The organism is Roseivirga sp. E12, from assembly GCF_017592825.1.
Classification (GTDB): Bacteria; Bacteroidota; Bacteroidia; order Cytophagales; family Cyclobacteriaceae; genus Roseivirga.
Window position 1 is genome coordinate 508,934 of record NZ_JAGFMD010000001.1, and the last position, 25,301, is coordinate 534,234.

20 protein-coding genes are annotated in these 25,301 nt (G+C 41.0%); 13 read left to right on the forward strand and 7 right to left on the reverse strand.

Annotated features, from left to right (window positions below; translation table 11 throughout):
• Positions 1 to 29: 29 nt before the first annotated feature.
• Positions 30 to 2,027 carry a M1 family metallopeptidase gene (locus J4E76_RS02195; protein ID WP_208500922.1) on the forward strand — a complete coding sequence of 666 codons (1,998 nt, stop codon included), beginning with the start codon at positions 30 to 32 and terminating at the stop codon, positions 2,025 to 2,027.
• A 200-nt stretch (positions 2,028 to 2,227) separates the two neighbouring features.
• Here the strand turns inward: J4E76_RS02195 and J4E76_RS02200 are convergent, their stop codons facing one another.
• The 3 genes from J4E76_RS02200 to J4E76_RS02210 are packed head-to-tail and all read right to left on the reverse strand — an operon-like array spanning position 2,228 to position 5,520.
• The gene (locus J4E76_RS02200; RefSeq protein WP_208500924.1) at positions 2,228 to 2,884 is read right to left on the reverse strand and encodes an HAD family phosphatase; all 657 of its coding nucleotides are present in this window, start codon (positions 2,882 to 2,884) and stop codon (positions 2,228 to 2,230) included.
• Between the two features lies 1 nt (position 2,885).
• Complete coding sequence (locus J4E76_RS02205; protein ID WP_208500926.1) at positions 2,886 to 4,205, reverse strand: PAS domain-containing sensor histidine kinase; 1,320 nt, start codon at positions 4,203 to 4,205, stop codon at positions 2,886 to 2,888.
• On the reverse strand, positions 4,195 to 5,520 hold the full coding sequence (locus J4E76_RS02210) for a sigma-54-dependent transcriptional regulator (protein WP_370592787.1): 1,326 nt from the start codon (positions 5,518 to 5,520) through the stop codon (positions 4,195 to 4,197). The genes J4E76_RS02205 and J4E76_RS02210 overlap by 11 nt, the downstream gene beginning before the upstream one ends.
• A gap of 162 nt (positions 5,521 to 5,682) precedes the next feature.
• Between J4E76_RS02210 and J4E76_RS02215 the strand changes: the two genes are divergently transcribed.
• Positions 5,683 to 8,106 carry an ABC transporter permease gene (locus J4E76_RS02215; protein WP_208500930.1) on the forward strand — a complete coding sequence of 808 codons (2,424 nt, stop codon included), beginning with the start codon at positions 5,683 to 5,685 and terminating at the stop codon, positions 8,104 to 8,106.
• A gap of 10 nt (positions 8,107 to 8,116) precedes the next feature.
• Here J4E76_RS02215 and J4E76_RS02220 read toward each other — a convergent pair whose 3' ends face one another.
• On the reverse strand, positions 8,117 to 8,869 hold the full coding sequence (locus J4E76_RS02220; protein WP_208500931.1) for a CPBP family glutamic-type intramembrane protease: 753 nt from the start codon (positions 8,867 to 8,869) through the stop codon (positions 8,117 to 8,119).
• A 144-nt stretch (positions 8,870 to 9,013) separates the two neighbouring features.
• On the opposite strand from J4E76_RS02220, the gene J4E76_RS02225 reads away from it, so the two are divergent.
• From J4E76_RS02225 to lgt, 5 genes are all read left to right on the forward strand, one after another.
• Positions 9,014 to 10,108: a type 1 glutamine amidotransferase domain-containing protein gene (locus tag J4E76_RS02225; RefSeq protein WP_208500933.1), complete on the forward strand. Its 1,095-nt coding sequence runs from the start codon at positions 9,014 to 9,016 to the stop codon at positions 10,106 to 10,108.
• A 116-nt stretch (positions 10,109 to 10,224) separates the two neighbouring features.
• A complete protein-coding gene (locus tag J4E76_RS02230) occupies positions 10,225 to 11,277 on the forward strand; it encodes a helix-turn-helix domain-containing protein (protein ID WP_208500935.1) in 1,053 nt (350 codons plus the stop codon).
• Between the two features lie 294 nt (positions 11,278 to 11,571).
• Positions 11,572 to 12,075 (forward strand): RNA polymerase sigma factor, encoded by a 504-nt coding sequence (locus tag J4E76_RS02235; RefSeq protein ID WP_208500936.1) that lies wholly within the window; start codon positions 11,572 to 11,574, stop codon positions 12,073 to 12,075.
• Complete coding sequence (locus J4E76_RS02240; protein WP_208500938.1) at positions 12,065 to 12,256, forward strand: hypothetical protein; 192 nt, start codon at positions 12,065 to 12,067, stop codon at positions 12,254 to 12,256. Before J4E76_RS02235 ends, J4E76_RS02240 begins: the two co-directional genes overlap by 11 nt.
• A gap of 1 nt (position 12,257) precedes the next feature.
• The gene (gene lgt, locus J4E76_RS02245) at positions 12,258 to 13,058 is read left to right on the forward strand and encodes a prolipoprotein diacylglyceryl transferase (protein WP_208500940.1); all 801 of its coding nucleotides are present in this window, start codon (positions 12,258 to 12,260) and stop codon (positions 13,056 to 13,058) included.
• Positions 13,059 to 13,076: 18 nt separating this feature from the next.
• Here the strand turns inward: lgt and J4E76_RS02250 are convergent, their stop codons facing one another.
• From J4E76_RS02250 to J4E76_RS21100, 3 genes are all read right to left on the reverse strand, one after another.
• Entirely contained in the window at positions 13,077 to 13,850 is a 774-nt protein-coding gene (locus J4E76_RS02250; RefSeq protein ID WP_208500942.1) for a hypothetical protein, read from the reverse strand.
• Positions 13,851 to 13,919: 69 nt separating this feature from the next.
• A complete protein-coding gene (locus J4E76_RS02255; RefSeq protein WP_208500943.1) occupies positions 13,920 to 14,618 on the reverse strand; it encodes a LytTR family DNA-binding domain-containing protein in 699 nt (232 codons plus the stop codon).
• A gap of 4 nt (positions 14,619 to 14,622) precedes the next feature.
• Positions 14,623 to 16,209 carry a sensor histidine kinase gene (locus J4E76_RS21100; RefSeq protein ID WP_208500945.1) on the reverse strand — a complete coding sequence of 529 codons (1,587 nt, stop codon included), beginning with the start codon at positions 16,207 to 16,209 and terminating at the stop codon, positions 14,623 to 14,625.
• A 258-nt stretch (positions 16,210 to 16,467) separates the two neighbouring features.
• On the opposite strand from J4E76_RS21100, the gene J4E76_RS02265 reads away from it, so the two are divergent.
• The 6 genes from J4E76_RS02265 (at position 16,468) to J4E76_RS02290 (ending at position 25,279) form a co-directional block, all read left to right on the forward strand.
• On the forward strand, positions 16,468 to 18,252 hold the full coding sequence (locus tag J4E76_RS02265; RefSeq protein ID WP_208500947.1) for a DUF5050 domain-containing protein: 1,785 nt from the start codon (positions 16,468 to 16,470) through the stop codon (positions 18,250 to 18,252).
• 56 nt (positions 18,253 to 18,308) lie between these two features.
• Complete coding sequence (locus tag J4E76_RS02270) at positions 18,309 to 19,175, forward strand: hypothetical protein (RefSeq protein WP_208500949.1); 867 nt, start codon at positions 18,309 to 18,311, stop codon at positions 19,173 to 19,175.
• 230 nt (positions 19,176 to 19,405) lie between these two features.
• On the forward strand, positions 19,406 to 20,617 hold the full coding sequence (locus J4E76_RS02275) for an alpha/beta hydrolase-fold protein (protein ID WP_208500951.1): 1,212 nt from the start codon (positions 19,406 to 19,408) through the stop codon (positions 20,615 to 20,617).
• 241 nt (positions 20,618 to 20,858) lie between these two features.
• Positions 20,859 to 22,862 carry a serine hydrolase gene (locus J4E76_RS02280; protein ID WP_208500953.1) on the forward strand — a complete coding sequence of 668 codons (2,004 nt, stop codon included), beginning with the start codon at positions 20,859 to 20,861 and terminating at the stop codon, positions 22,860 to 22,862.
• Between the two features lie 51 nt (positions 22,863 to 22,913).
• Positions 22,914 to 24,413, forward strand: coding sequence for a PD40 domain-containing protein (locus tag J4E76_RS02285; RefSeq protein ID WP_208500955.1), 1,500 nt, complete (start codon positions 22,914 to 22,916; stop codon positions 24,411 to 24,413).
• Positions 24,414 to 24,427: 14 nt separating this feature from the next.
• Positions 24,428 to 25,279, forward strand: coding sequence for a hypothetical protein (locus J4E76_RS02290; protein WP_208500957.1), 852 nt, complete (start codon positions 24,428 to 24,430; stop codon positions 25,277 to 25,279).
• Positions 25,280 to 25,301: the final 22 nt, after the last annotated feature.

The following is a 25,301-nucleotide window of genomic DNA, read 5'->3' on the forward strand; positions in this document are numbered from 1 at the left end:
TCATTGTCAAAACTAAAAGAGCAATTATCATGATCTCGCGTTTACTTATCTGTCTATTTCTATGCTCAGGCACACTAGCCTTTGCACAAAAGAAAACTCCACTTCGGACATCTCTTGAAACCACCAAGAGAGCCATTCGCACCGATGTGCCAATGACTAACTCTATTCGTAAGGCTTTTGCCGCTGGCACACGGGACTTTACGGGAAGCCCTGGTGCTAACTATTGGCAAATTCAGACCGACTATGACATTAATGCAAGCATAAATCCAAATACACAGGTGATCACTGGTAGTGAAACGATTACGCTACATAACAATAGCCCTGAGCCTATGACAATGATTGTCTTAAAGCTAGATCATAACATTTTTAGAGCAGATGTACCTCGTGGATCATCCAGGCCAGCTGAAACAACTGATGGCATGGTAGTGACTAGAATTATGGTCAATGGAGATATGGTCGATCTCGCACCAATTCCAAGACCACGTCAGCGGGGAATTCGATTAGCCCCACGTTTAGAAGCTAATGGTTTACAACAAACTGTAGCCTACATTACTTTGGCCAAACCCATTCCAGCAAACTCTAAAGCAACCTTAGAAATTGATTGGAACACGAAGTTACCGGGTGGAGAAAAAGGCAATGCCCACAGAATGACACAACGCTGGCAAAGAAGACTTTTTCAGCCAACACAATGGTTTCCGAGAGTCGCCAAATTTGATGACTTAAGGGGTTGGAAAACTCAGCCTTATTTAGGGCCAGCTGAGTTCTTCAATAATTTTGGCCGATTTGATGTTAAAATCACTGTACCTGCTGGCTGGTTAGTGAGTGGGACGGGAGTACTTCAAAACCCTGAAGAGGTATTAATGGCGCCAATTAGAGAACGCATTGCAAAGATTACTGACTCTGACGATGAAATTACTATTGTAGGAGAGGATGAAAGAGGCGCTGGCAAAGCGACTACTAATGGAGAGAGTCTAACATGGCATTATTTAGCAGATCAAGTGAATGACTTTGCATGGGCAACCTCAGCTGAATTTATCTGGAAAGCCACGCGTGCTACGATTCCGGGTAAAGGAGAAATCCCAATTCATATGTTCTACCTACCAGAAAGAGCAGAACGATTTGCTAGAGCTGGAGAAATAGGGAGACATGCTTTAGAGTTCTACTCTAACCTTTGGGCTCCCTACGCTTTTCCTCAGTTGACCTTTCAAGATGGACCTAGTGCCGGTATGGAATATCCTATGGTTGTGAACTCCAATCAAGGAGCTGCTGATCATGAAATTGCACACCAATGGTGGCCAATGATGTTGGGAACGAATGAAACACGCTATGGCTGGATGGATGAAGGATTCAATTCCTATATGAACATTCTTTCAAGGAATGATAGCAGAGGTCAACCTTTTAATTTGGATAATAGAGGAAGAAGTTATGGTAGAGTAAGTGGTGGGGAAGATGAGGCTGCTATGATGTGGAATGCTAATTACGGAGGCAATGGTTATGGTTATCAAACCTACAGCAAAGCACCAGCAATGTTATCCATGCTGGGTGGTATTGTAGGGGACGATAAGGTGATTGCTGCGATGAAAAAGTATTCAGAGGTATGGGCCTTTAAACACCCATCACCTTGGGATTATATCTTCTTTATGAATAACGAACTGGGTGAGAACCTAGAGTGGTTTTGGTACTACTGGTTATGGACAACAGAATCTGTTGAAGGATCAATCCAAAACGTTAATACAGGCAGTACGACAGAGGTTACTGTACATCAAGCTGGAGAAATGCCATCACCTGTAGTATTGAAAGTAGAATTTGAAGCCTCTGGTCCCAAGATCAGATCCATGAAGAACGCAGTGATGATGGATGATAATACGGCCATAGTTACTTTTCCAGTAGATGTTTGGATGAATGGCAACAGAACGTATAAAGCAAAAATGACTTTCGGAGGAAGAAAGATTTCAAAAATCACGCTTGATCCTGCTGGAAGATTTCCTGATAAGGATCCAAAGGATAACGTATGGACGAATAATTAATCCTCTTCTATTTCGTCATCCTGAGAGAGGTACGACCGAAGGATCTCGTTCAACATAATGAGATCCTTGTCTGCCGATAGGCAGGGAATCCGCAAACAATCAGGAGATTCTTTCCCCCTGAAAAACGGGGTCAGAATGACGGCAAACAAAAAAAACGTCACCCTGAATTCATTTCAGGGTCTATAAAACCTTCTGATGGATTAGAAAAGATTCTGGAGTCTGTCAAAGTGTATTGAATCAAATTCATTGATCACTAAGTCAGCCTTGCTGTAATCTTGATTTTTGGAGTGTATACTGTCGAAACCAATGCAGTAGATGCCGGCTCTTTTAGCTGCCTCAATACCATTGGTAGCATCTTCTATTACAATGCATTCCTCAGGACTAAATCCTGTGGCGGTGGCAGCATTAATAAAGATTTCTGGATGGGGTTTGGATTCTTTGAGTTCTGAGCCACTCAACTTCGCTTTGAAATAAGGATTTAGGCCAAACCGATTGAAGGTTCGCTCTATACTCACCATGGTGGCGGATGAGGCCAATACCAGTGTGAGACCATTGCTGTGATAGTTATGAATAAGAGACCTTACGCCTTTTATTAAGTCAAAGGTCTTGTCATTATCAAAAATGAAGTCAAAATGCCTCCTTTTTATCACCGCCATTTCTTGAGCTGTTCGGTTTAACTCAAAGTGCTCTATCAATAGATTGCAGACGTTAATGGTAGACTTACCTGTTAACGATTCATAGAGGTCAGGGGACACGGAGATGCCAACTTCTTCGAACATCGCGTGGTACGCCTTTGAGTGGAGTGGCTCACTATCTATTATCACTCCGTCCATATCGAAGATTACGGCTTTCAGCATTTTACTTTTTTTGTGGTAGTGCAATTGACAATTTCGTGACCTGTGCAAGACGATTGTATTCGAGTACACCACCATGTGCTTTCACAATCTTTCGAGATAGCGCGAGTCCAATACCAGAGCCTTCGGCTTTAGTTGTATAGAATGGCACAAAGATCTCTGAGATGGCATTTTCAGGTACTCCAGGCCCATTGTCTTCCACTTGAATGATAATGTGACCAGCAATGCTATAAAGCCTGAGCCATACCGATGGATCATCAACTTCTGAAATGGCTTCCTTTGCATTCTTAATCAGATTGATCAACACCTGTGTCATCAGTGCTCTATCAATATGGAGCTTGCCTGAATAATTATTCTCTACTATGAACTTGACTTTCTCTTCGGTATCCATCAGAGAGGCAACTGATTCAATCAACACTTTGCTATCAATAGTCTCCAAGTGCGGTTCAATGGGGCGATTGATCTGCTTATAAGCCTCTACAAACTTGAGCATGCCTGAAGTACGTTCCTCAATGGCTCTCAAGCTAGTTGCCATGTTCTTTTGATCCTTAGGCTCTAATGAGATAAGCTCATCATCCTGAATCAGTTTCTTGTTTACCACTTTAATTAATGAAAGGATAGGAGTAGTGGAGTTCATGATCTCATGCGTCATCACACGCATTAGCTTTTGATAACTATCCAATTCCTTTGCATCTAGAGAACTTCGGATGTCAGCAAGGGAGGCCAACTTCAGTGATTTGTCTTTCAGCTTAAATGATTCTGTCTTTACAAAAAGCTTTTGTCCGTTGTTATGGTCGATCCATTCCGCAGGCATTCGGTCCTTGGAGATCATAACTTGATGAATTTTTGGGAATTCCTCCTTAATACGATTTAGATTGATTAGCCCCGGGAGCTCCAACAACAGGTCAAACGCTTTGTTAGTGAAGCTAACCTTACCTTCATTGTCATAGCATACTACCGCTACAGAAACATGCCTCAAAACCGTTTGGAGTAGCCTAAATTCAGCTTCTCTATTGGTTTGGAGAGTCTCCATACTCTCGGTTATCAAATCATAAGCGCCTTGAAGCTCCTTAGAATTCGTTTTATTCTGATAGGTGCGATTGAAGTCTCCATATTTGATGGAATGAAGAAAGCTTGCCCAGTTGCGCTCTTGCAGATGCAGGCGCCAGGTAAGTTCAAGAGAGAAGATTACAATCAGTCCGCCAAACATATATGGCGTTATGGACAGTTCAGTTTCTAGATAGGAGTAGACCAAACCAATGGTAGCCCCAACAATGAGCAAAACGCGAATAAAAATGAGTAAGAAGCCTTTGTTAAAGATCATACTTCTTCATTTTTCGGTATAAAGTGTTTCTGCCAATCCCAAGTTCTGCAGCGGCATGAGTGATATTTCCCGAGTGCCTTTCCATGACCTCAACTATTTTTCGTTTCTCAACCTCATAAAGATTGTCAGCAGGAGCTTCTGTATGGTCATCTCCTTTAAAAGCTTCCGTATTATCCATGATTACCATCCTCTCGATATTGTTTCTAAGCTCACGAATATTACCTGGCCAATGATAGTCTTCTAGGTCTTTGAATTGCTCTTTGGTCAACCCAAAGCCCTTGTCATATTTTCTATTGAATTGATAAAGAAAGTGTTCGGCCAAAGGTTTTATATCATCCTTTCTATTGCGAAGTGGGGGTAGCTCGATATGAACTGTGTTGATTCGAAACAGTAGGTCTTGCCGAAATTGTGATGGATCGCTTAAAGCCTCCATGGATTTATGAGAAGTACTGATTAATCTAATATCTATGGCTCTTGGCCGATGTTCTCCAACGCGGTTCACCTCTCTATTCTGTAATGCCGAAAGGAGTTTAGATTGTAATTCGATAGGAATACTTCCTACTTCATCCAAGAGGAGTGTACCCAGGTTAGCGCCTTCCATCATGCCTGTTTTGTCTTCGCTGGCATCCGTAAAAGCTCCTTTAACATGACCAAATAGGGTAGATTCAAACAGACCGGAGGAGACAGCACTCAAGTCTGCATTAATGAAGGGCTGTGCCGCACGTGTCGATTGCTGGTGTATAAGGCGTGCTAGTACTTCTTTTCCTGTTCCATGCGGCCCTGTAATCAGCACTGACGCATCTGTGCTTGCAACTTTAGATACAGTGTGCATCACCTGGTCCATTCTCTTAGACTGGCCCATAACCATACTGCCTAGCTGGTTGGACTGATTGATCAATAAATCTCTGCTAGAGGTGACGGCTGCTAAGTCACGTTGAGAATTAGAAAGGTTTAAGCCAGCCTGAACAGTAGCAACCAGCTTTTCATTTGAGAAAGGCTTTTCCAAAAAGTCGTTGGCACCTTGCTTTAAAGACTTAACTGCTATATCCAGAAATCCATGAGCAGTTAACACAATGATGGAAACATGAGGTCTCATTTCTTTGAGCCTCTTTATCCATGCCAGTCCTTCAGCACCGTCAGAATCACCAATGGCAAAATTGAGGTCCAAAAGAATGACTTTGATGTCTATGCTTTCTAAAAGGGGAAGTGCGGCACTGGGGTGTTCGAGGGCATGAATTTCTCCGAACGATTCTTCTAAAACCATACGAATTGTATGAAGCATTAAAGGATCATCGTCTAGGGCCAGTATATCCACGGATAAATATAGTAATTTACTGTTCTAGGTTGGAACAGTTGATTGTACCAGAGCGATCACTTTTTAGGGTTTCTTGATCATAAATCAACTTAATCAACTGAATATCTGATAGTTAAATATTATGGCAGCCTTTTGGCCTTATATGGTCAAATACCTACAATTATGACTAAGACATTCTTCCTTTCGATTATCAGAAACTTATGGAAAAACAGAGTTACCTCGGCTATCAACGTGGTTGCGCTCACCTTGGGACTAACAAGTCTCTTGTTCTTATATGTTCAGGAACGATATGAAAACAGCTTTGATATGGATCAGCCTATGGGCGATCAAATCTATCGTGTCAATCTAACCCAGAACTATCCAAATAGACTCTTGAAAACTGGAAACACCCAGTCTATGTTGGTCAAGTCTATTCGTAACGAATATCCAGAACTAGAGGCAGCTATTCAGGTTATCGGCCCTAACTTTTCTTTAGTCACAATTGATCCAGGAAGCTCTGCCGAGAAGGTTTTTGAAGAGGACAGAAAGATGCTATTTGCAGATAGTGCCTTCTTGAAGTATTTCGATTACGATTTTATAGCAGGCAATAAAAGAACAGCTCTAGACGATCCAAGTTCTTTAGTGCTATCCAAGCGCATGGTCAAAAAGTATTACCCAGAGTTCGTAGGCAAGGAAGCTGGACTCTTGGGTAAGGAAGTCGCTTTGTTTGACTCTATGAGAGTCTATATCACAGGTGTTATCGATACACCTCCGAGTAATAGTAATACACCCTTCCAGATGCTTACATCAACCGAGATCTATTATCGTATGAACAACTGGGATAGGGATAATTGGGGGAATGTTTCTGCTGGTTTGACCTATGTGGTTTTAAAAGAGGGGCAAAGACCAGAAGATTTTGAAGCTCGCTTTCCCCAGATGGTAGACAAGTACCGAGCTAAGGATGACGCAGAAATCACGACATATAGCCTGATCAACCTTAAAGATATTCACGGTGATCCACAGTGGGGCTTTTCAGGTAACTACACAAACGATCCTTCAATATCCATAGCCTTTTGGGCGCTAAGCTTGTTTATTGCCCTTTCAGCATGCATTAACTTTATTAATATTCAGACTGCTCAGGTAGTAACGCGTGCTAAGGAAGTGGGTGTAAGAAAGGTGTTGGGAGGCAGTAGGCTGCAATTAATCCTGCAGTTTCTCGCGGAGACTATTTTTCTCACTACTATATCATTCTTTCTGGCCATCTGGCTGACGGAATTGGCATTGAATGGCTGGAATGATTTACTCTCCATAGTACAAATGAACATGGAGATTGATAATTCTGTATGGGTATTCGGTATAGGCCTTATCTTATTTGTGAGTCTTCTAGCCGGTATTTACCCTGCTATAAAACTCTCAGCTTATCGTCCTTCGGAAGCCCTAAGAAGTGGTTTCTCGGCATTGACTAAGAATAAGTCTGGATTAAACCTGCGTCAAGCATTGGTACTTACCCAGTTCTCCATCACACAATTAATGATTATTGGCACCATAGTGGTTTCTGTCCAAATGGATTACTTCGTGAACAAGGAAATGGGCTTTGATAAAGAGGAGATGATTACCATCACTACTTTTAGTCCTGATAAAAGGCAGATGGACCGTCTTTCACAAGCAATGGAGTCCATGCCGGAAATAACCTCTTATTCCTTTGCGTCAGGACCTCCAATGGATGCTGGTCGCTATTCAACTTCCTTTAGAGAAGTAGGACACGAGGACAAGGGCGATATTAGGGTTAGGAACAAGTGGGTTGATCACCGATATCTTGATACTTATGGTATAGAACTCGTTGCAGGAAGAAATTTTCGTGCCGATGAATACAATGACACCATTGACAACTATATCGTTAATGAGACCCTAGTAAAACAGCTTGAGGTAGACAGTCCTCAGGAAGCGATTGGCAAACTGTTACGTTGCTATGGTACTCAGGCTCGAATCATAGGTGTCACAAAGGACTTTCATATAGACAGATTGAACTTACCTATTGAGCCAATGATTATGTTCCCTTGGCGTGATCAGGTGAATACTGCCAATGTAAAGGTGGCATCGAGCAACTTACCTAAGGTATTGAAAAGGCTAGAAGGTGAGTGGCTTCAAGTTTTTCCATCGCGTTCATTCCAATACGAAACAGTTGATGACTTCATTAAAGAGTCATACATAGTAGAAGACATTATGCTCAAGAGCATTCGAATCTTCTCATTGGTCGCCATCATTATCGGTTGCTTAGGCCTATATGGTTTGGTTTCTTTCATGGCGGTAAAGCGTACCAAGGAGATTGGTATCCGCAAGGTGTTGGGCGCTTCTTTTGGACAGATTCTATTTAGCTTTTCAAAAAGGTTCTATGTGCTGACCTTTATAGCCTTTCTTTTAAGTGCTCCGTTGGCATATCAGGCAATGACCTTATGGCTAGATAACTATATCTACAGAATACCCCTAAGCTGGGACCTGTTTGCCATTGGATTGACCGTAACCCTCATGTTGACATTGATAACTGTTGGCTACATCTCTTTCAGAGCAGCACGTACAAACCCAGCTGTGACTTTGCAGGTGGAATAGATGATTGACATCAATCTGAACTTGAAATGAGCACGCTTGAGATGAAACCAATAATATTATTGGCTGCATGTATGGCGAAGCTATAAATGAACCCATAGTTTATTCTGGCATAACCAAAGCATACTGCGCTTACCAGCTTTGGTAAAGTAATGAGAGGCATGAGAAGTAAGTGGCGCGTACTCAATTCATAATTGAAGATATGCATCCAAGCGAATGTTAAGCAAAAGATATAGAATATCCATTTGAAGTGCGTTTGCCACAAACGCTCAAGTTTCTTTTTAACCTTCGGAATGGAGAGCAAGGGGTAACTGATTATAAGAATTGCTCCTATGACGGTAACTCGTTCAGTAAAATGAGTGTGGATATCACTTAGCTTGACATGATAAAGGGCTTTACTAGCGATATAATAACCGAATACACCCAAGGTTAAAGCCAAAAAAACTGGCCTGAACCTGAGTGACAGCCGAAAGCCAACCTCTTCCAATAAAGGAAGTGCAATTACTGTAACAAAGAAGAGTTCTGAAGCGGAAAATCGGGCCGCCATGCTAATTGTAGTCTTATTCTCAGGGTCGAAAAAAATCCCAATTGTTACACCAACAATGATCGCTAACAAGAATTTCACGACAAATAAGAACCACGTACCTTCAATTTTCTCTGATATGGTCAAGGATTTATATGGATTGTGATCTGGAGCAATGACGAATGCTTTCAGCCGTTTGAACTCGCTCCAGTAATACCTTGGTCTTAATAAATTTAATCTCATGATGCCAGTATGGGTTGGTCACAAGTTTAGGTATCAAGCCAATAAGTCTCCAATGTAATGATCATTAACTCTGACGGAATTATAAATTCGTCAGCTTTTATAGCCTCCGTTACTTTGTTTCGCTAAACAACAAAGTAAAACGTCATGCTTAAAAAACGCCCCATCCTTAAATGGACAATAATTTCAATTACCAGTCTAATAGTAGTACTCGCTTCCTTTGGAATCTGGTTTATTAGCTTACTTCCCTCAGAAGAAGCAGAAATAGATGTGAAAACAAGCTCGGTTGAGAATCTGTCATATCTATCAGAAAACATTATCCCGCATCGAGGCAAAATATTAGCTGTAGTAACCAGTAGCGCTGAAATGGGAGCCAGTGGTAAAAGTACTGGCTATGAATTAACAGAGTTATCGCGTGCCTATTATGTCTTTAAAGCCAATGGTTTCGATGTTGATATAGCAAGCCCCCTAGGTGGTAGACCACCAGTTGTTCTTGATGATGACGACATGGGGAAATTCGATTACGCCTTTTTAAATGATTCGGTTGCTCAATATAAAACAAGTCATACCATTGCGATGAAAGATGTGGTTGCAGAAGACTATCAAGCTGTGTTTTTTGTGGGTGGAAAAGGAGCGATGTTTGATTTCCCGGAGAATAAAGATATCCAGGCATTAGTGCTGAATCACTATCAATCTGGTAAAGTCATTGGTGCTGTATGCCATGGACCAGCCGCTTTGGTCAATGTAACTTTAGACAATGGTCGTCCGCTAATTGAAAACAAAGTTGTAAGTGGATTTACAAACAATGAGGAGTTACTGTTAATCAAAGATGCAAAGACAATATTTCCTTTTCTTCTTCAGGACAAACTTGCCGCTCAGGGTGCACGGTTTAATGAAGGGCTGATGTATTTGGAGAATATTAGTCATGACAAAAATTTGATCACAGGTCAAAATCCATGGTCTACCTGGAAACTGGCAGAAACAATGATTGAACAATTGGGATATACACCTAAGCCCAGGCAAATCACTGCAGAAGAGAATGCAATAAAAGTGTTAGAGGTTTTCGAAAAGGAGGGCTCAGAGCAAGCAAAAGAACTAATAATGTCTATGGCATTAGAAGGTAACAAACCAATCGATAGAATCGTCATTGCTACACATGGTGTATTGGCGATTATGCAAGGAAAAGTTGGACGATTTTTCAGCATAGTCGGATTAGTTTCTTTCTCAAAGAATAACGCATAGAAGAGACAATAATATTCTAATAACCCATCAGTTGGGTTTGTTTAGAGCGCATAGACCGTTTATGGTCTATGCGCTCTTTTCGTGTAAATATTTCTAAGTTGAGTAAAATTTAAGCCTTGAATTCTCTAGACATACTTCTGGTCATAGTAAGTAGCGCAGGCCTCCTTCATGGGGTTTTATTTGCGGTCTATTTGTGCTTTTTTAAAAAGAAAAAGACACTACCCAATCAGTTGTTAGGGTTGATCTTGGTTTTGATGGCCTTTAGGATAGGAAAGTCTGTCATGATGAACTTTGGGGATGGATTAGAACCTATATTCATTTATGCAGGCTTAGCCACTTTGTTACTGATAGGACCTCTGCTCAAGTGGTATGTAATGGGCTTAACGCGCTCCAGTTTTAAGCTATCCAAAAATCATGGACTAGAGCTCATTCCATTTATTTTCACTCTTTCTTTAGGCTTCCTTGTAACACAAGAGTCGTTACAAAATGAAAAATGGGCCATCATCATATTTGGGAGTGCCATTCTCTTCATTTACCTCCATCTAGCCTTGTACATATTTATGGCCTGGAGGATTGCCAGAAGCACTGGTAAGAATTACAAAAAGTCAGTTCAAACCAAATCACAAAAAGCCATATTGGATTGGTTAAAATTGTTGGTTATAGGGTTTGTATTGATCTGGATCTCCTATGTGCTAAATATTGTTGATGAAGAAGTGCCTTATATCATTGGCCCGATAGTCTATTCAATGGCTATATACTTTCTCAGTTTTAAAGCTTTTCAATTGAAGATTACGGACATAGGTGGGGGAGTTTTTAAAGTTGAAGATGATAACACTGAACTGTTTGATAGAATTTCCAGACTAATCGTTGATGAAAGAAGATATTTAGAATCTGATTTATCACTTGCCGGAGTGAGTAAATTAGTTGGTAAAAGCGCTCAAAAGACATCTTCAGTAATCAACCAATATGCCAAACGAAATTTCAATGATTTCATTAACTATCATAGAGTTCAGGACGCTAAAAAAATGCTTTCCGATATAGAGAATGAAAAATTTACTATCTCCTCAATTGCCTTTGATACAGGCTTTAGCAGTATATCCTCTTTCAATAGTGCCTTTAAAAAGTTTGAAGGTATAACGCCCTCATCCTTAAGGAAAAATAAAGCTTGAGGTCACAAATGTTCTTTGCCCCTTGATACTATACCTGCAGGGTGAAACGCTTCAGGTATAGTAGGAGGTATCCAATTGACTTCTTCCAATAGGCTCAAGAATAAGGCAGTGCCTGAATTATGATTAATTGTTATTTATCAGAACATCACCTGATTGATAAGACTAGCGGTGAAAATACTGAGCGAGTACTCACTTGATATTTTAGGCTATGACTTTATGGCTTTTAAATTAATTTAGGTCTCCGTGTGACATTTTTTAGAAATGTGATACTAACCTATCAAAGACAGCTTAACTATGATTTCGGATAAGGAGCGATTTATGAGTTTGCTTGATAAGCATCAAGGTATTCTCATAAACCTATGCTCTGTCTATTATCATACACCAGCAGATCAACAAGATGCCTTTCAAGATATTGCTTTGCAGCTATGGAAGTCTTTCAAAAGCTTTCGGGGCGAAGCTAAAGTCAGTACATGGATTTACCGAGTAAGCCTAAATACCCTTTTGACAAAAAGGAAGAGCGAAAAGAGAAAGTCAATTGATCTTACTTCACTCGATCAAGCATTGGTTCTGCCGAGCGATCAACACTGGGGTAGTGATGATGATTGTCAACTATTAATGAGGTTTATTTCAATCCTCAACGATAAAGACAAAGCCATCCTCGTCATGCATCTTGAAGGTTATTCTAACAAGGAAATCGCTGCTACGCTGTCTACAAGTCAAACCAACATTAGCACGCGTATCAATAGGGCCAAAGTCGTGTTAAGAGGAAAGCTAAAAAAAATTGAACATGGAGATTAAAGATCTGAAACCAGCATGGGAACACTTTAAAGTTCAAAGCAGCATTATGGGAGCGCAAATGTATGATGCACAATCGATATTGCAGTTGCTGGATGCAAGCGAACCAAAATCAGCTTCACAGAGAATCATAGGAGCCGGTGTGATGCTCGCCTTGATCTTGTTGTTCTGTCAAGGGGGCTAACATGAACGCTTATCTTATTTGGAATGTAGCTCCCGAGATTTTTCCGGGGTTCGAGTTTTTGCGCTGGTATGGCCTCTGCTGGGTTATAGGATTATTGTTAGGCATTCGTCTATTAAGGAATCGGATTGAGCGAGAAGAGGCGAGCATCGATATAGAAAAGCTTACCATCTATATGATCGTAGGCATCATGATCGGGGCAAGACTTGGCCACATCCTGTTTTATGAACCACAATTCTATTGGGAAAACCCAGAAGCACTTTTGCCTTTTCGGCTTAATCCATTTGAATATACAGGAATACAAGGGCTAGCAAGCCATGGCGGTGTAATTGGAACAGCCATAGCACTGTACTTATTCTGTAGAAAGACAGGCCATAGGTTCTTGTATGTCATTGATAGGCTAGTAATTCCAGGAAGCATTCTAGCCGTATTTATCCGCATAGGTAATTTTATGAATTCGGAGATCCTTGGGGCTCCAAGTGATGTACCTTGGGCTGTTGTATTTACTCATGTTGACAATACACCAAGACATCCTTCTCAACTTTATGAAGCGTTCTTTTACCTTCTAATTTTCTTTGTGCTTGTTCGTTTGCAGAAGTCAAGCCGGATCAGTAATAGGGAAGGAGCACTATTTGGAGCAGGGCTGGGGCTGGTTTTTCTTATGAGGTTTGTAATAGAGTTTTTAAAAGAAAATCAGGTGGCTTTTGAAAGTCACATGCCCCTAAACATGGGGCAGTTGTTGAGTATTCCTATGATCCTGCTAGGGGCTTATTTTTTATTCAGGACACCTCGACTTAAGTCATAAACACTTGGTCTTTGCTTTTTAGAGTCCAGCCTCTTTTAAGAATTTCCGCTCTTTTCGGGTGGCTAGTCTAAAATCGAAAAAGAGGCTTACCTCTTGTAATGGCCATGAAATTCTGTGGTACCCATGAAGCTCTTCAGATTTTTTAAAGAATATCTTACCATAGTATTCTTCCCCTGGGTCAATCACCTTTCTGTCAAAGAGTTCTTCAGGCAGATAATTCAATTCTATTTCCGCTCTATCGGCATCCTGATGGGCCGCTTCAGACAAAACCTCAGTAGTCAGTATACCGACTCCCGAAACAATATCGCGAGTCACAGACCTTCTTTGATCAGATCTTGTCCAAGATTCTTTAGAATTATCTCTAGCGTCTAGCACAGCATCCAATGTACCTATAGCTGCCCCCATTAAGAAAAGTAGAAAGCCGGCTGATCTTCCATCCTTACGTTTTGTTTCAAATAATTCGAGTGCCTGCTGTGGTGATAATATGGGTTCTATTTCTTGAGACTTTCTTTGCCCATTATCTTCCTGATGGGAGACATAGCTGGCAAATTTCAGGATTCTATCCGCGTCAATCAGCATGCGCGTTTTACTGTTGTTTCGGATGCCAACACCGAATACATAGTGATCATTTTTTACCTCTAGATTTTCAATCGAAATGGTAGCATCATCCAGTTCAATATAGGTTTGAAGGTTGTTTTGCTCAATGCTGTAATCATAGGGGACAAGCCTACTGGGAGCACAACCGATGACAATAGTTATGAGGATAAGAGTGAGTGTGAGTCTTGGCTTCATAGCTCCTTTAAAAGCAAGAATGAGGCCAATTATCTCGTCTAGAAAACGCTTTAAGTAACTCTAAAGGCTTTACAGCCACTTGGCTTTCAGGTCTTTATACTTGGTTCTACCTATAGGGAGCTGTTCGCCATTATCAAGTTTCGCAATGTACTTACTCCCTGATTCCACCCGGATTTCCTTAATCGCGGACATTCTTACCAAATATGATTTATGAATGCGTTCAAAGGAGTGCGAGAGCAGATGTTCCAGTTTTTCTAATGACTTGTCGTGTAACTCTTTGGAGCCATCGGTCAGAAAGAGTTCCGCATAAACACCTGCCCCTTTGATGTACAGTAAATCTTCGATAGGTAGTAACTGTATCCTCTGTCTCTTCCTAATCGCCAAGAATTTAGTCTTAATCGACTCAGTACTTTCTTTGTATGTGCTTCGCTTAAAAGCTTGCTCCAGCCGAGCTTGGTTGAAAGGTTTAGGTACGAAGTCTAAAACCCCATATTCAAAAGCAGTAATGGCCTGATCTTTATAAGCTGAAATAACTATTGTATCAAATGACCCAGACACAGCCGTTTTTAGCAGGTCGAAACCATTTTCTCCATTGAGATTCAGGTCAAGAAGCACTAGGTCTAATGGATTGTTTTCTAGAAACTTCAAGGCTTGCTGAAGTGTGTTAGCAAGAGTTAATGACTGCAAGTCATTGCCAAAGATATCTTGAGTCATCCGCTCGATTCTCTTAGCTATTCTTGATTCATCTTCAACAATCAACACCTTCATTTCCTCAGTGGTATATTTTTATGACGTTCTTCCATCCATGATTCACCCGTTCAGCGTCTAATTCCCATTTCGCACCATAACTCTCCGTCAACCTTGCCTTAATATATTTCAGGCCGGTACCTTCTTCCTTGATAGTCGTTTGACTAGCCACATTGGCGAAGGTTAAAAAGGTATAACTTTTATGATCATCAGCGGATTCAAAAATGAGTTTAAACTTGATGTTGTTTTCTTCCAGTGGCAAGCTGTGCGTAATTCCATTTTCTAAAAGGGTATGGAGTATAGCTGGTGGAACCTTTTGTTCAAGTTCTATTCCTTCTTCTTCCCAAGTGTAATTGATCTCCTTCCTATACTCCATGATCTCAAGATGCGTCTTACAAAGTGCTATTTCTTGAGCAATAGGTATCAGGGTTTGGTCTTCTATCTGGTTGAAAAGATCAAATTCCTTAGCCAAGGCTTCAATAAACAAGACACCCTTCTTGGGCGATTCTTCTACCCAGTCCAATAATGAAGTTAGGGTGTTCATTAGAAAATGCGGTTGGATGTTCTTCTTCAACAATTCCAAACGTAAGCGTGTGGATTGAACCAATGAATTCTCATAAGCCAATCGCTGCGCCTTGATATTAAGTGTTAATAGGTATAGCATACCTAACAGAATAAGGCCCATCCCAGTGTACATGCTAACAACAAATCCGGAGGCAAGAAATACCGCAATCGACAAAAGTAAGGTTCCAAGAACAAGGCGTGCTCCTCTTACATTTTTATAGGCTCCATAGGCAACCATTCCAAAGGAAAAGCACCACATACTCAGTACCATAGAGACTGTTTTGAAATCAAAAGCATGACCATCTTTGAGCCAAAAGAATATGAGTAACGCTGCATACAGAATTAATGACAATCCACGTCTTGGATAGGGGAATTGGATGGAGAAGTAATAGGGAATCAAAAACGAAATACCCAGCAAAAATGAGTTAATGATTTGTAATCTTATGACATGCAAACTGTAGTGTACGGGCACGTAATCCTTACTAAATACGGTTAGAACAAGAGCAAAAATGAGAAAGCAGCAAATACTAAAAATAAGTGTGGGATATTCTTTTCTATTGTTTAAGAATAGAAAAAGGAAATAGATGGATATGATAAGAAATGCTCCTGCAAAGACGTGCATGTAGGAAGTTTTAATCAGTAGGTCGGTGAGCAAATCATCATAATCTGCTATCTCTAGTTCGTATCGCCCAACATGATCCGGAAAATAATAGTTACTTAACCTTAAAGCCAGTACATGTTCTCCTTCGGTCGCCAGATGCCTGGGAATACCGTAGGTAATCCACAACTCACCTTCAGGAGGAAGTTCTGCCTCTTGCCCAGGGTTTCCGTTTTCCCCAATCAGCACTCCATCCCAAAAGATTTCATACTCTGCGTAAGGGTCTATTTGAAGGCCGTAAGGTCTAAATTCCTCAGGAGCGGTGAGAATATCAATCTTGGTTCGGGACCAGAAAATCTGACCATCCGGAACGTATTTAATTCTCCTTTCCCAAGTGTTGTCATTCCAGTCCTTCTCGGCCCAAGCCGGATGGTCACCTATCTTGAACACCGTTTGATGTTCCTTGAATATAGGCGGATCCTGAGAGCATGAAGATGCCAATAGCACAAGGGATATTAAAAGAAGACAAGGCCAGAGTTTCTGGATCATTTTGAGGTGACTTTATTATGTAAAGTAACTTGATAAATCTGTCTTTTCTAAGAAGCATAGAGCAGTTCACTGATACCCAGAGCAGTTGACAAATTAAACAATGACTATTTACAACGAATCAAGAGGTTTGGAGTAAAATCTTCAAAACCCAAACATACCATGAACATTTCTATAGGCCAATTCAGGAAAAGAACTATCAAAAATACTAGGTGCGTTAAGCTGGTGTTAACGCTATTTATAGCCAACCTAATAACGTTAAGCACTGCCTTTGCACAGGACAATACTCAAGACAAACCTAAATCAGCCGTCTATACGATCGCATATTCATGGAATGGAATTAACCTGACTGATAATGAAGGCAAATCGAAAAACAAAATAATAACTCGTGGAGGATATGCAGCTTGGTCGCCTGACGGACAACGTTTCGCTTACTATGCAAAATATGATGAAAGAGCGACATGGTCTATCCATACAATGAATAGTGATGGTACGAATAGGAAGAGATTAACTCATGAAAAAAACAAATGGGATAATTCACCAGCATGGTCACCTGATGGAACAAGAATTGCATTCTCAAGGGAATACGAGGATTCGGAAGGAAATTGGACGCAAGAAGTTTGGATTATGAATTCAGATGGAAGCCAGCAGACTCAAATAAAACCAATCAAAGGTGGTGGCCCTTACTTTACACCAGATGGTAGAATAGTCTATCACTCGGAATCCGAAAACGGAAGAACTCAGATAAGCATAGCTGATATTGATGGTAACAACATAACTCGGTTAACATATAATGAAGCTGAAGAACAGCATCCTGAGGTTTCACCTGACGGCAAGCAAATCGCCTTTATGTCTGATAGGGATGGAAGCAAGGAAATTTATGTGATGGACATAGATGGCTCTAACCAAAAGCAACTGACGTTTAGTGAGACTGCCAAATGGTATCCATCTTGGTCGCCTGATGGCTCTAAAATAATTTTTTCATCAACAAGCTCAGATGGAGAAAGAAATATCCATATGATGAATAAGGATGGTTCTTCACTAAAAAAAATTGTCTCTAATGGTACACAACCCGCATGGTCAAAAGTAAAGACTACAAACAACAGTGATTCAGCTCCCGATAGTTACCAGAGTAAGGCAAACTCATATTTTGGACAAAAGCCGCCCGGCTTAGTTCCTGAAGTTTTTGCGCCTGGTATTGTTTCATTAAAAGGAAGAGTTCAAGGGTCTGTTTCTTTTTCTCCTGATTTAGACGAAATGTATTTTTCGGCTAAGAAAAAAAGCGAGAACTGGGTAGGGACTGTGTATTTTTCAAGACTAGAAGGCAATAAATGGACTGATCTTAAAAAAGCAAATTTCACAAAAGGCGGGAGTAACGCTGAAGGGAGTCCGTTTGTAAGCCCTAGTGGTAAAAGAATTTATTTTTTAGATGATACTGACAAAATTCAGTACGTAAACCGTTCTGACGATTCCTGGAGTGACCCAATACAAGTTGATTTGCCGATAAATGACAAGGATGTGATTTTCAGCCCGAATGAAGCTGAAAATGGAGATCTCTATTATTTCAACCTGTCAACATTCAAAATGTATTATGCACCCAACCAAAACGGTGAATTTCCCGAAGTAAAGGAAGTTGACGTTGAGTTTGGGGTTCATAATTTTATTTCTCCATCTCAAGACTTTTTACTAGTTGATGATCGAGATCATCATGAGGACAAGACAAGAAAAGACAACGATATTTATGTCTATTTCAAGAAGAAAGACGGAACCTGGACAAGTCCAATTAACCTTGGAAGTGAGGTAAACTCTGAATTCCCAGACACATCCCCGCGAGTCACTCCAGATGGTAAATATTTATTCTTCAGCAGATATACGGAAAATTCGGCAGCAGATATTTATTGGGTAAGCACAGAAGTTATTCACAGGTTGAGGCCGGATGACTTATGATCAATCCTAAGGATAAAACCGATTCCTTGTCAATCACTAATGATCAATTCAAACATATGAAAACCATCATACTATTGATGTCCATCTGTATGTTATTGCTCAACACCGCCTGTACTCATAAAAAGACAGAACAAGACCCTAGTTTTCCACGTTTTGAGGGTCCCATTTTCGCACAAAAACCACCAGGATCAACCCCTGAAGTTTTTGCCCCCCGTATTGTTTACACAAAAGAAAGTATGCTAGCCTCTGCGTTTTCACCCAATATAGAAGAGTTCTATTTCCGTAAAATAGATGAGGGCTTAAAAGATCAGGCAATGATTGCTATTCAATACAATGATAATCTATGGGCTGAAACTTTTGTGATACCCAGAGGTGAGATTTCGCCTGACGGTAAGATTCTGTACGTAGGAAATGAATACAGAGATCAAACCCCTTCTGGGTGGTCAGAGACAAAAAGCCTTGGTGCACCGTTTGATTCTATTCCCATTATGCGTCTCACGGCATCATCGCAAGGGGCTTACTATTTTGATGATGTATCATCCTTTGGTGATAAGCCGCCTGTAGTACATATTCGTTATTCACGATTAATAGACGGCATACGTGAAGAACCAATAACCTTGGACATTGATACAGGAACAAGTTTGAAATTCCACCCATTCATCGCTCCAGATGAGTCCTACCTCATATTTGATAGTAAACCAGAAAACGGCAATGCTGATATATATATTAGTTTTCGCCAGAAAGATGGTTCATGGGGCGCTGCCATTAAGTTAGGCAATCAGATAAATACAGAGCTTTCGGATGTCTATGGGAGTGTGACATCAGATGGAAAATACTTTTTCTTTAGACGGACTCTTAGCAATGGTAAGAAAAATACCATGTGGGTAGATACTGGGTTTATTGAGGCACTCAGACCTAAATAAGAAGCCATAGACTACGGTACGAGGTGTGACTTGCTTATCAGCTATTGATAAAGCTATAAGCCCTTATCAAAAACGTATCCTTTTTTTCCTGAAAAGACACTTGGATTACACTCAGGTGAGTATTCAGAGCAGTTCGTTCACGCATAGAGCAGTTGACAAATTAAATGGTGATGAATTACAACCGACCATACAGGTTGTGAGTAAAGACATCAAAAAAACTCCAACATACTATGAACATTTATATAGGTCAATTCAGGAAAGGAACTAGCAAAAACATCAGGAGCCTTAAGCTCGTGGTAACGCTATTTATAGCCAACCTAATTACGTTAAGCACTGCCTTTGCACAGGATAATATTCAACATAACACCAATTCAACAGAGCAGGGTGAACCTGCAGTTACCCTAGGTGAAATATCTTCACTTCAGTCAAAAGTGTTAGACAAAACCGTTCCATTATCCATCCATTTACCTGCTAACTACGATAATTCCAAAAAAACCTATCCCGTGCTGTATATGTTAGGTTCAGATTACCGAGCTCGGTTCGCCATGTTGGCTTCTACGCTAGACTACATGGGCGAGGGACAAATTCCTGAGATGATACTTATTGGAATGGATTTGCCCGAAGGAAATCGCATTTTGTTGCCAACAAGGGAGAATCAAGACACAACAATTCCTGATAATTATATTAAGTTTTTCGAGACCGAGCTGATGCCGCACGTTGATAATAACTACCGGACGGCTCCCTATAATGTGCTTTATGGTGGTTCTAACAGTGGTTTTTTCACTGTTTATACACTACTCAACAACCCCGTTCTGTTTAATGCCTACCTAGCAAGTAGCCCATCCCTGATGGTTATACCGGAAGTGCTTCAACAAAAAATAAAATCAGGTCCGTTAAAAACGCTTAGGGAAAACAGATTTCTACACATCATTTACAGCGATGATGAGGGATTAACAAATCACGTTTCTGAATTCTCTCGTGTTTTAGCGGACCATAAACCAGAGAGTTTTACATATAAAGTGGATGAACTGGAGAACCAAGGTCATGTACCAGCGGTGGATTTTATACAGTTTCTTCTGACCTTATATCCCGACTTTAATCCCTTCAATCCCGGTGAAAACCTGGAATCTTTAGATAAAGTGACACAACATTTCGATAGGTTATCAAAACGATACGGGTATGAAATCAAGACACCCATAGCGGTCCTATTTAACCATGGTTTTCATACGATACTAAGTAAGGATTTAATTGCCGCTGAAGAAATCTTTCAATATTCCATCGAAGTGTATCCTGAAGGGAAGGAATCTTATCTCGGAATGGGTCTTGTACGCAGGGCTCAAGGTCAGTTTGAAAGTGCTAAGGTTATGATCGAAAAAGCACTGATAATTGATCCAGATTTTTCACTTGCTAAAAGGTGGTTACAAAGAATCGAGGATCAATAGTCATAATCTCCATCTCTCTTTATAATTCCTAGAGCAGTTCACTCAAGCCCAGAGCAGTTCACAAATTAAAGGCCTGCGGGCAGCAACTCTAATCACGTTTCAGCTGTAAACCCCAAAATACATTGTCAGTAAATACCAGGATTTGAAACGAAACACCTTAGTCAACTTAGCTTCTGGTTAGAGTTGAGAAAGTAACCTAAGAAGAATTAGTAAGAGCAAACAACCCTAAACAATTGAATAAATGAAAAACAAAACTCGGGTACTTCTTATAGCCTTTCTTGTGGCTGTCAGTAGTGCCTTTGCTCAACAAATCACAACCCAAGCACCAGAGACCAAAGGCAATGAGGCCCAACTCTCGTTTGGGGACATTCCAGAACTTGAGAAAGCATATATCTCCACTTCACCAAATAAAAGAAATGATGGTATTCCTGTAGGTAGATTGGGTGTTGATGGTGGCGACAAGGCATTGATTCTTAAGCTGGCAAAAGCCATTGTGGATGGTAAGCATGGCAACTTCGACAGCTTTCTGATTGCCCATAATGGAAAGCTCGTCTTTGAGTCCTATTACTCCCGTGGACGTGTTAATCTGCCTCATCCGCAAGCCTCAGCAACCAAGAGCTATACAAGTCTAGCACTCGGTCGGGCTATCCAATTAGGCTATCTCTCCATGGAGGATTTACACAAGCCAGTGATCAGTTTTTTGAAAGACTTAGATCCGTCAAAGCTCGTAGCTGGTGCTGACAAAATCACGCTGCATAAGGCACTTACTATGCGTTCAGGGATCCAACTCAGCGAAGAACAGCACGAAGAATTGGAGAAGAGCCCCAGGATGTTAAAAGGGCAGGGGCAAGTCCAAGCCTTTCTAGAGCATTCTGAACCTATTACCGAGGCAACTCAGGTTTTCGACTATAAAGGCGATCCAATACTGGTTATGCAAGTCATTGAGGCAGTTGTTCCAGGCTCTGCAAGAGACTTTATCAAAAATGAGCTGCTCAATAAAATGGGCATCATCAATTATAGCTGGGAAACTGATGTTAGTGGTTTGCCCAAATCAGGAAATGGAACGAGAATGTTACCCCGAGATATGATCAAGTGGGGGACCTTGGCTCTTAATAAGGGTAAGTGGAATGGTGAGCAGTTGGTTCCGGAAGCTTTCATAGCCACATCAACCAGTAAAATAGTAGATCAAAGTGAAGAATATGATGACACCACAAGGGGAGTCTCTGGTACGGCATATGGCTATTTCTGGTGGCAGGCCGATTTTTCCATAGGAGATAAAAGCTATCTCGCTAAATCTGCTAGAGGTGGCAGTGGACAGAATATCTATGTGATTGAAGAGTTGGACCTGGTTGTTGTAACCACTACTCATCGTCCGGTTGATAGTTCTGTAGCAGTAACTGCGGAAAATGTAATCCCGGCTTTTATTGAAAATGCTATCTCAACAAAGGATAGAATTAATGATGCTCCAGATGAATTCCCACCCCTTGAAGATCGTTACCTAGGTCAAAAACCACCAGGAGAAACTCCCGAGTTGTTTGCTCCCGGGATTGTTTCCACTCAGGATCAACTTGAAACTGAAGTCTTGTTCCTACCAGATATGACAGCACTTTCTTTCAATAGGGGTGATGGAGAAAATGGAGATCCTACCCTAATTATGATGGAATACAAAGACCATGATTGGGCTAGGAAACCAATTGCCTTGTCTGATATGGATAATTACAGAGAACAGTTCAGTCCTAGTTTTACAGCACTAAATGGTCTTGAACCTTTCAAAGACATTCCCATTAGAGGAGGTGCGCTCTCGGCTAAAGGAACTTATTATTTCTACGTTTTAGATTTATCTGATGGTACTGGCTACATGAGTTATTCCCGTCTTATCAACGGTCAATATGAACCCCCACAGAAAATGAGCAGCGCCATTAACAGAGGTAAATACATCGCACACCCATTCATAGCACCAGATGAGTCCTACCTGATGTGGGATGCCGAAAAAGAAGGTGAAGATAGGCCCGATGTCTATATCAGCTTCAGGAAGCAAGATGGTTCTTGGGGTGAAGCAATCAATATGGGAGATAAAATAAATACCCCAGTATTTGAACAACGCCCTAAAGTAACACCCGATGGAAAGTATATAACCTTTTGGAGAGGATACTTTGAGACCAGAGAAGATGGAAAGAGGTATTTATTAGGAAATCCTTATTGGGTGGATGCGAAGATTATTGAAACGCTAAAGTCCGAACAATAACTCAGCAAGCTTTTAGATCAAAGAAAACCAAGATTCATCAACCATTAGACAATGAAAAACAGAACGTGCATGCTCCTTTCAGTGATGCTTATACTGACAAATAGTGCTTTTGTTCGACAAAGCAATGCACAAGTATCCAAGACAGCCGAAACCATTGCCATTAATACAACTGACAAAGCTGGGCTGTTAGATGGGAGTTGTGGTAATGATGAATGGGATGCAGCAACAAAGGTGGAACTTCCAGGGCAGGCGGCTATTTTTCTTATGCACGATAAAGACTATCTCTACTTTTGCGCTTCAGGCAAAGCTGAAGACTACACCGTTCTAGACCTCTACATAGAAAATTCAGAAACTGATCGCCTGCATAAGTTTCATCTCTCTGCCCAAATGGGGGAAAGCATACTCACCGGTAAAGAATGGGAATCTGCATCTGGAAAATGGGAGCTCCAAGATTATGCTGGTTTCTGGGTGCCTTATTCCGGACTTGAGGATGTTGAGAATAGGAAGGGTCCAATATTCCAAAAGGGGACCCATCGTCAAATGCAGATATCACGCAAAAAATTCGCTGGCAATACTTGGAATATGATGATTGGCTTGAGTGCAGTAAGACATGAGGGGGAAGGACCACTTAACTATCCTCAGTATGCAAAAAGTGATGATAATTCCACTTGGGCCCAGTTTTCATTCTCTGAAAATCAGGCATCAAAAGACCATCATCCCACACCTGAAGAAAATCTCTATTTGGGTCAAAAACCACCAGGTTTAACCCCAGAAGTTTTTGCGCCCGGCATTGTTTCAATCAATGGAAGGTTTGAGGGTGCAATTTCATTTTCTCCCGATTTAAAAGAAATGTACTTCGGAGCTGGCAATGAAGATGATGAAACACATATCTATTTCTCAAAGCTCCAAGGCAATGAATGGACTCCTATAAAAAGAGTGAATTTCACAAAGGGAAACAAAAAGGAGGAATTACATCCATTTGTTAGCCCTAATGGTGAGACGATTTATTTTACAGCCTTGGATTCTGCTTTTTCGGATGAAAAAATTTGGTCTGTAAATCGTCTGGAGGATTCCTGGAGTGAGGCCATTCTACTTGACTCACCTATAAATGACGACATGGTGTTTTATCCTAATCAGGCAAGAAACGGTGACCTTTATTATTTCAATTTGTCACAATTCAAGATGTATTCTGCTCCCAACAGAAACGGAGCGTTTCCCGAAACAGTAGAAATGGGAATTGAATTTGGTCACCACGGTTTCATTTCCCCATCGCAGGATTACTTGTTAGTGACTGATCGAAATAAAGAAGATGAAGGCAGAAAGGACAACGATGTTTATGTCTACTTCAAAAACCAAGACGGAACATGGACGAAGCCCATTAACCTGGGGAACACAATCAATACTAACTGGAATGAAAAAAGTCCGAGTATCACGCCTGATGGTAAATATTTATTCTTTGGCAGAGACGAAAGAGACATAGAGCCAGGCTTATCAAATATCTATTGGGTCGATGCTCAGATTATTGAGACACTTAGGCCCAAAAAACAATAATCCATAAACCAACTATGAAAAAGCCTCACATTATTCTGATGCTAGCAGGGACCCTGTTTTTAACTGCCTGCACTACTAAAAAGCAGGATGCCTTTGACAATGATTCACTAACCGTAGAGGGCCTTTATCATGGGCAAGAACCTCCAGGAATGGTATCAAAATCCTTAGATCAGGACATTGTATACAAGGAAGGCTGGGAACTTGGAGGGGTTCACGCCCCAAAAATGAAAGCGTTCTATCTGACCTCCACAACAGATGCTCCTTTTCGTCCCCTCGTAGTCAGCTTTAGGGAGGAAAACCGTGTCTTGAGGAAATACGAATTTTATAATTCGGGTGGCGATACGCTGTACACAAAAGACAAATACATAGAACGAACCGAGTCTGGGTGGTCGGAGATAAAGAGCCTAGGTGCACCTTTTGATACTATTCCCATTATGCGCCTTATGGCTTCATCAAATGGCACACTGGTGTTTGATGAATTCACAAGAAGTGGAAATGGTGTCCTTCGATATTCACGGCTGATAAACGGCAAGCGTGAAGCACCGAAACCTCTCAGTGCAGCCATAAACACTGGTAAATGGAACGCACATCCATTTATTGCGCTAGACGAGTCCTACATTATTTGGGATGGTGAAAGAGAAGACGGATATGGTGATAGTGATATGTATATCAGCTTCAAACAGTCGGATGGTTCATGGGGTCCTGCCATCAACTTCGGAGATGAGATAAATACGGATGGTGAAGATGGTGGTGGATATGTAACCCCAGATGGAAAATACCTGTCCTACTGCCCCCGTTGTAAACCCCCTTATGACAGAAAGTGGGTCGATGCACAGATTATCGAGGATCTCAGGTCAAAGCAATAAGTCATAAGAAAAGCTGAAAATT

Coding starts and splice junctions, on each gene's coding strand:
- J4E76_RS02265 (WP_208500947.1), top strand. CDS start 16,468: ATGAACATTTCTATAGGCCAATTCAGGAAAAGAACTATCAAAAATACT.
- J4E76_RS02240 (WP_208500938.1), top strand. CDS start 12,065: ATGGAGATTAAAGATCTGAAACCAGCATGGGAACACTTTAAAGTTCAA.
- J4E76_RS02285 (WP_208500955.1), top strand. CDS start 22,914: ATGAAAAACAGAACGTGCATGCTCCTTTCAGTGATGCTTATACTGACA.
- J4E76_RS02205 (WP_208500926.1), bottom strand. CDS start 4,205: ATGATCTTTAACAAAGGCTTCTTACTCATTTTTATTCGCGTTTTGCTC.
- J4E76_RS02290 (WP_208500957.1), top strand. CDS start 24,428: ATGAAAAAGCCTCACATTATTCTGATGCTAGCAGGGACCCTGTTTTTA.
- J4E76_RS02225 (WP_208500933.1), top strand. CDS start 9,014: ATGCTTAAAAAACGCCCCATCCTTAAATGGACAATAATTTCAATTACC.
- J4E76_RS02280 (WP_208500953.1), top strand. CDS start 20,859: ATGAAAAACAAAACTCGGGTACTTCTTATAGCCTTTCTTGTGGCTGTC.
- J4E76_RS02195 (WP_208500922.1), top strand. CDS start 30: ATGATCTCGCGTTTACTTATCTGTCTATTTCTATGCTCAGGCACACTA.
- J4E76_RS02255 (WP_208500943.1), bottom strand. CDS start 14,618: ATGAAGGTGTTGATTGTTGAAGATGAATCAAGAATAGCTAAGAGAATC.
- lgt (WP_208500940.1), top strand. CDS start 12,258: ATGAACGCTTATCTTATTTGGAATGTAGCTCCCGAGATTTTTCCGGGG.
- J4E76_RS02235 (WP_208500936.1), top strand. CDS start 11,572: ATGATTTCGGATAAGGAGCGATTTATGAGTTTGCTTGATAAGCATCAA.
- J4E76_RS02270 (WP_208500949.1), top strand. CDS start 18,309: ATGAAAACCATCATACTATTGATGTCCATCTGTATGTTATTGCTCAAC.
- J4E76_RS02250 (WP_208500942.1), bottom strand. CDS start 13,850: ATGAAGCCAAGACTCACACTCACTCTTATCCTCATAACTATTGTCATC.
- J4E76_RS02215 (WP_208500930.1), top strand. CDS start 5,683: ATGACTAAGACATTCTTCCTTTCGATTATCAGAAACTTATGGAAAAAC.
- J4E76_RS02200 (WP_208500924.1), bottom strand. CDS start 2,884: ATGCTGAAAGCCGTAATCTTCGATATGGACGGAGTGATAATAGATAGT.
- J4E76_RS02275 (WP_208500951.1), top strand. CDS start 19,406: ATGAACATTTATATAGGTCAATTCAGGAAAGGAACTAGCAAAAACATC.
- J4E76_RS02220 (WP_208500931.1), bottom strand. CDS start 8,869: ATGAGATTAAATTTATTAAGACCAAGGTATTACTGGAGCGAGTTCAAA.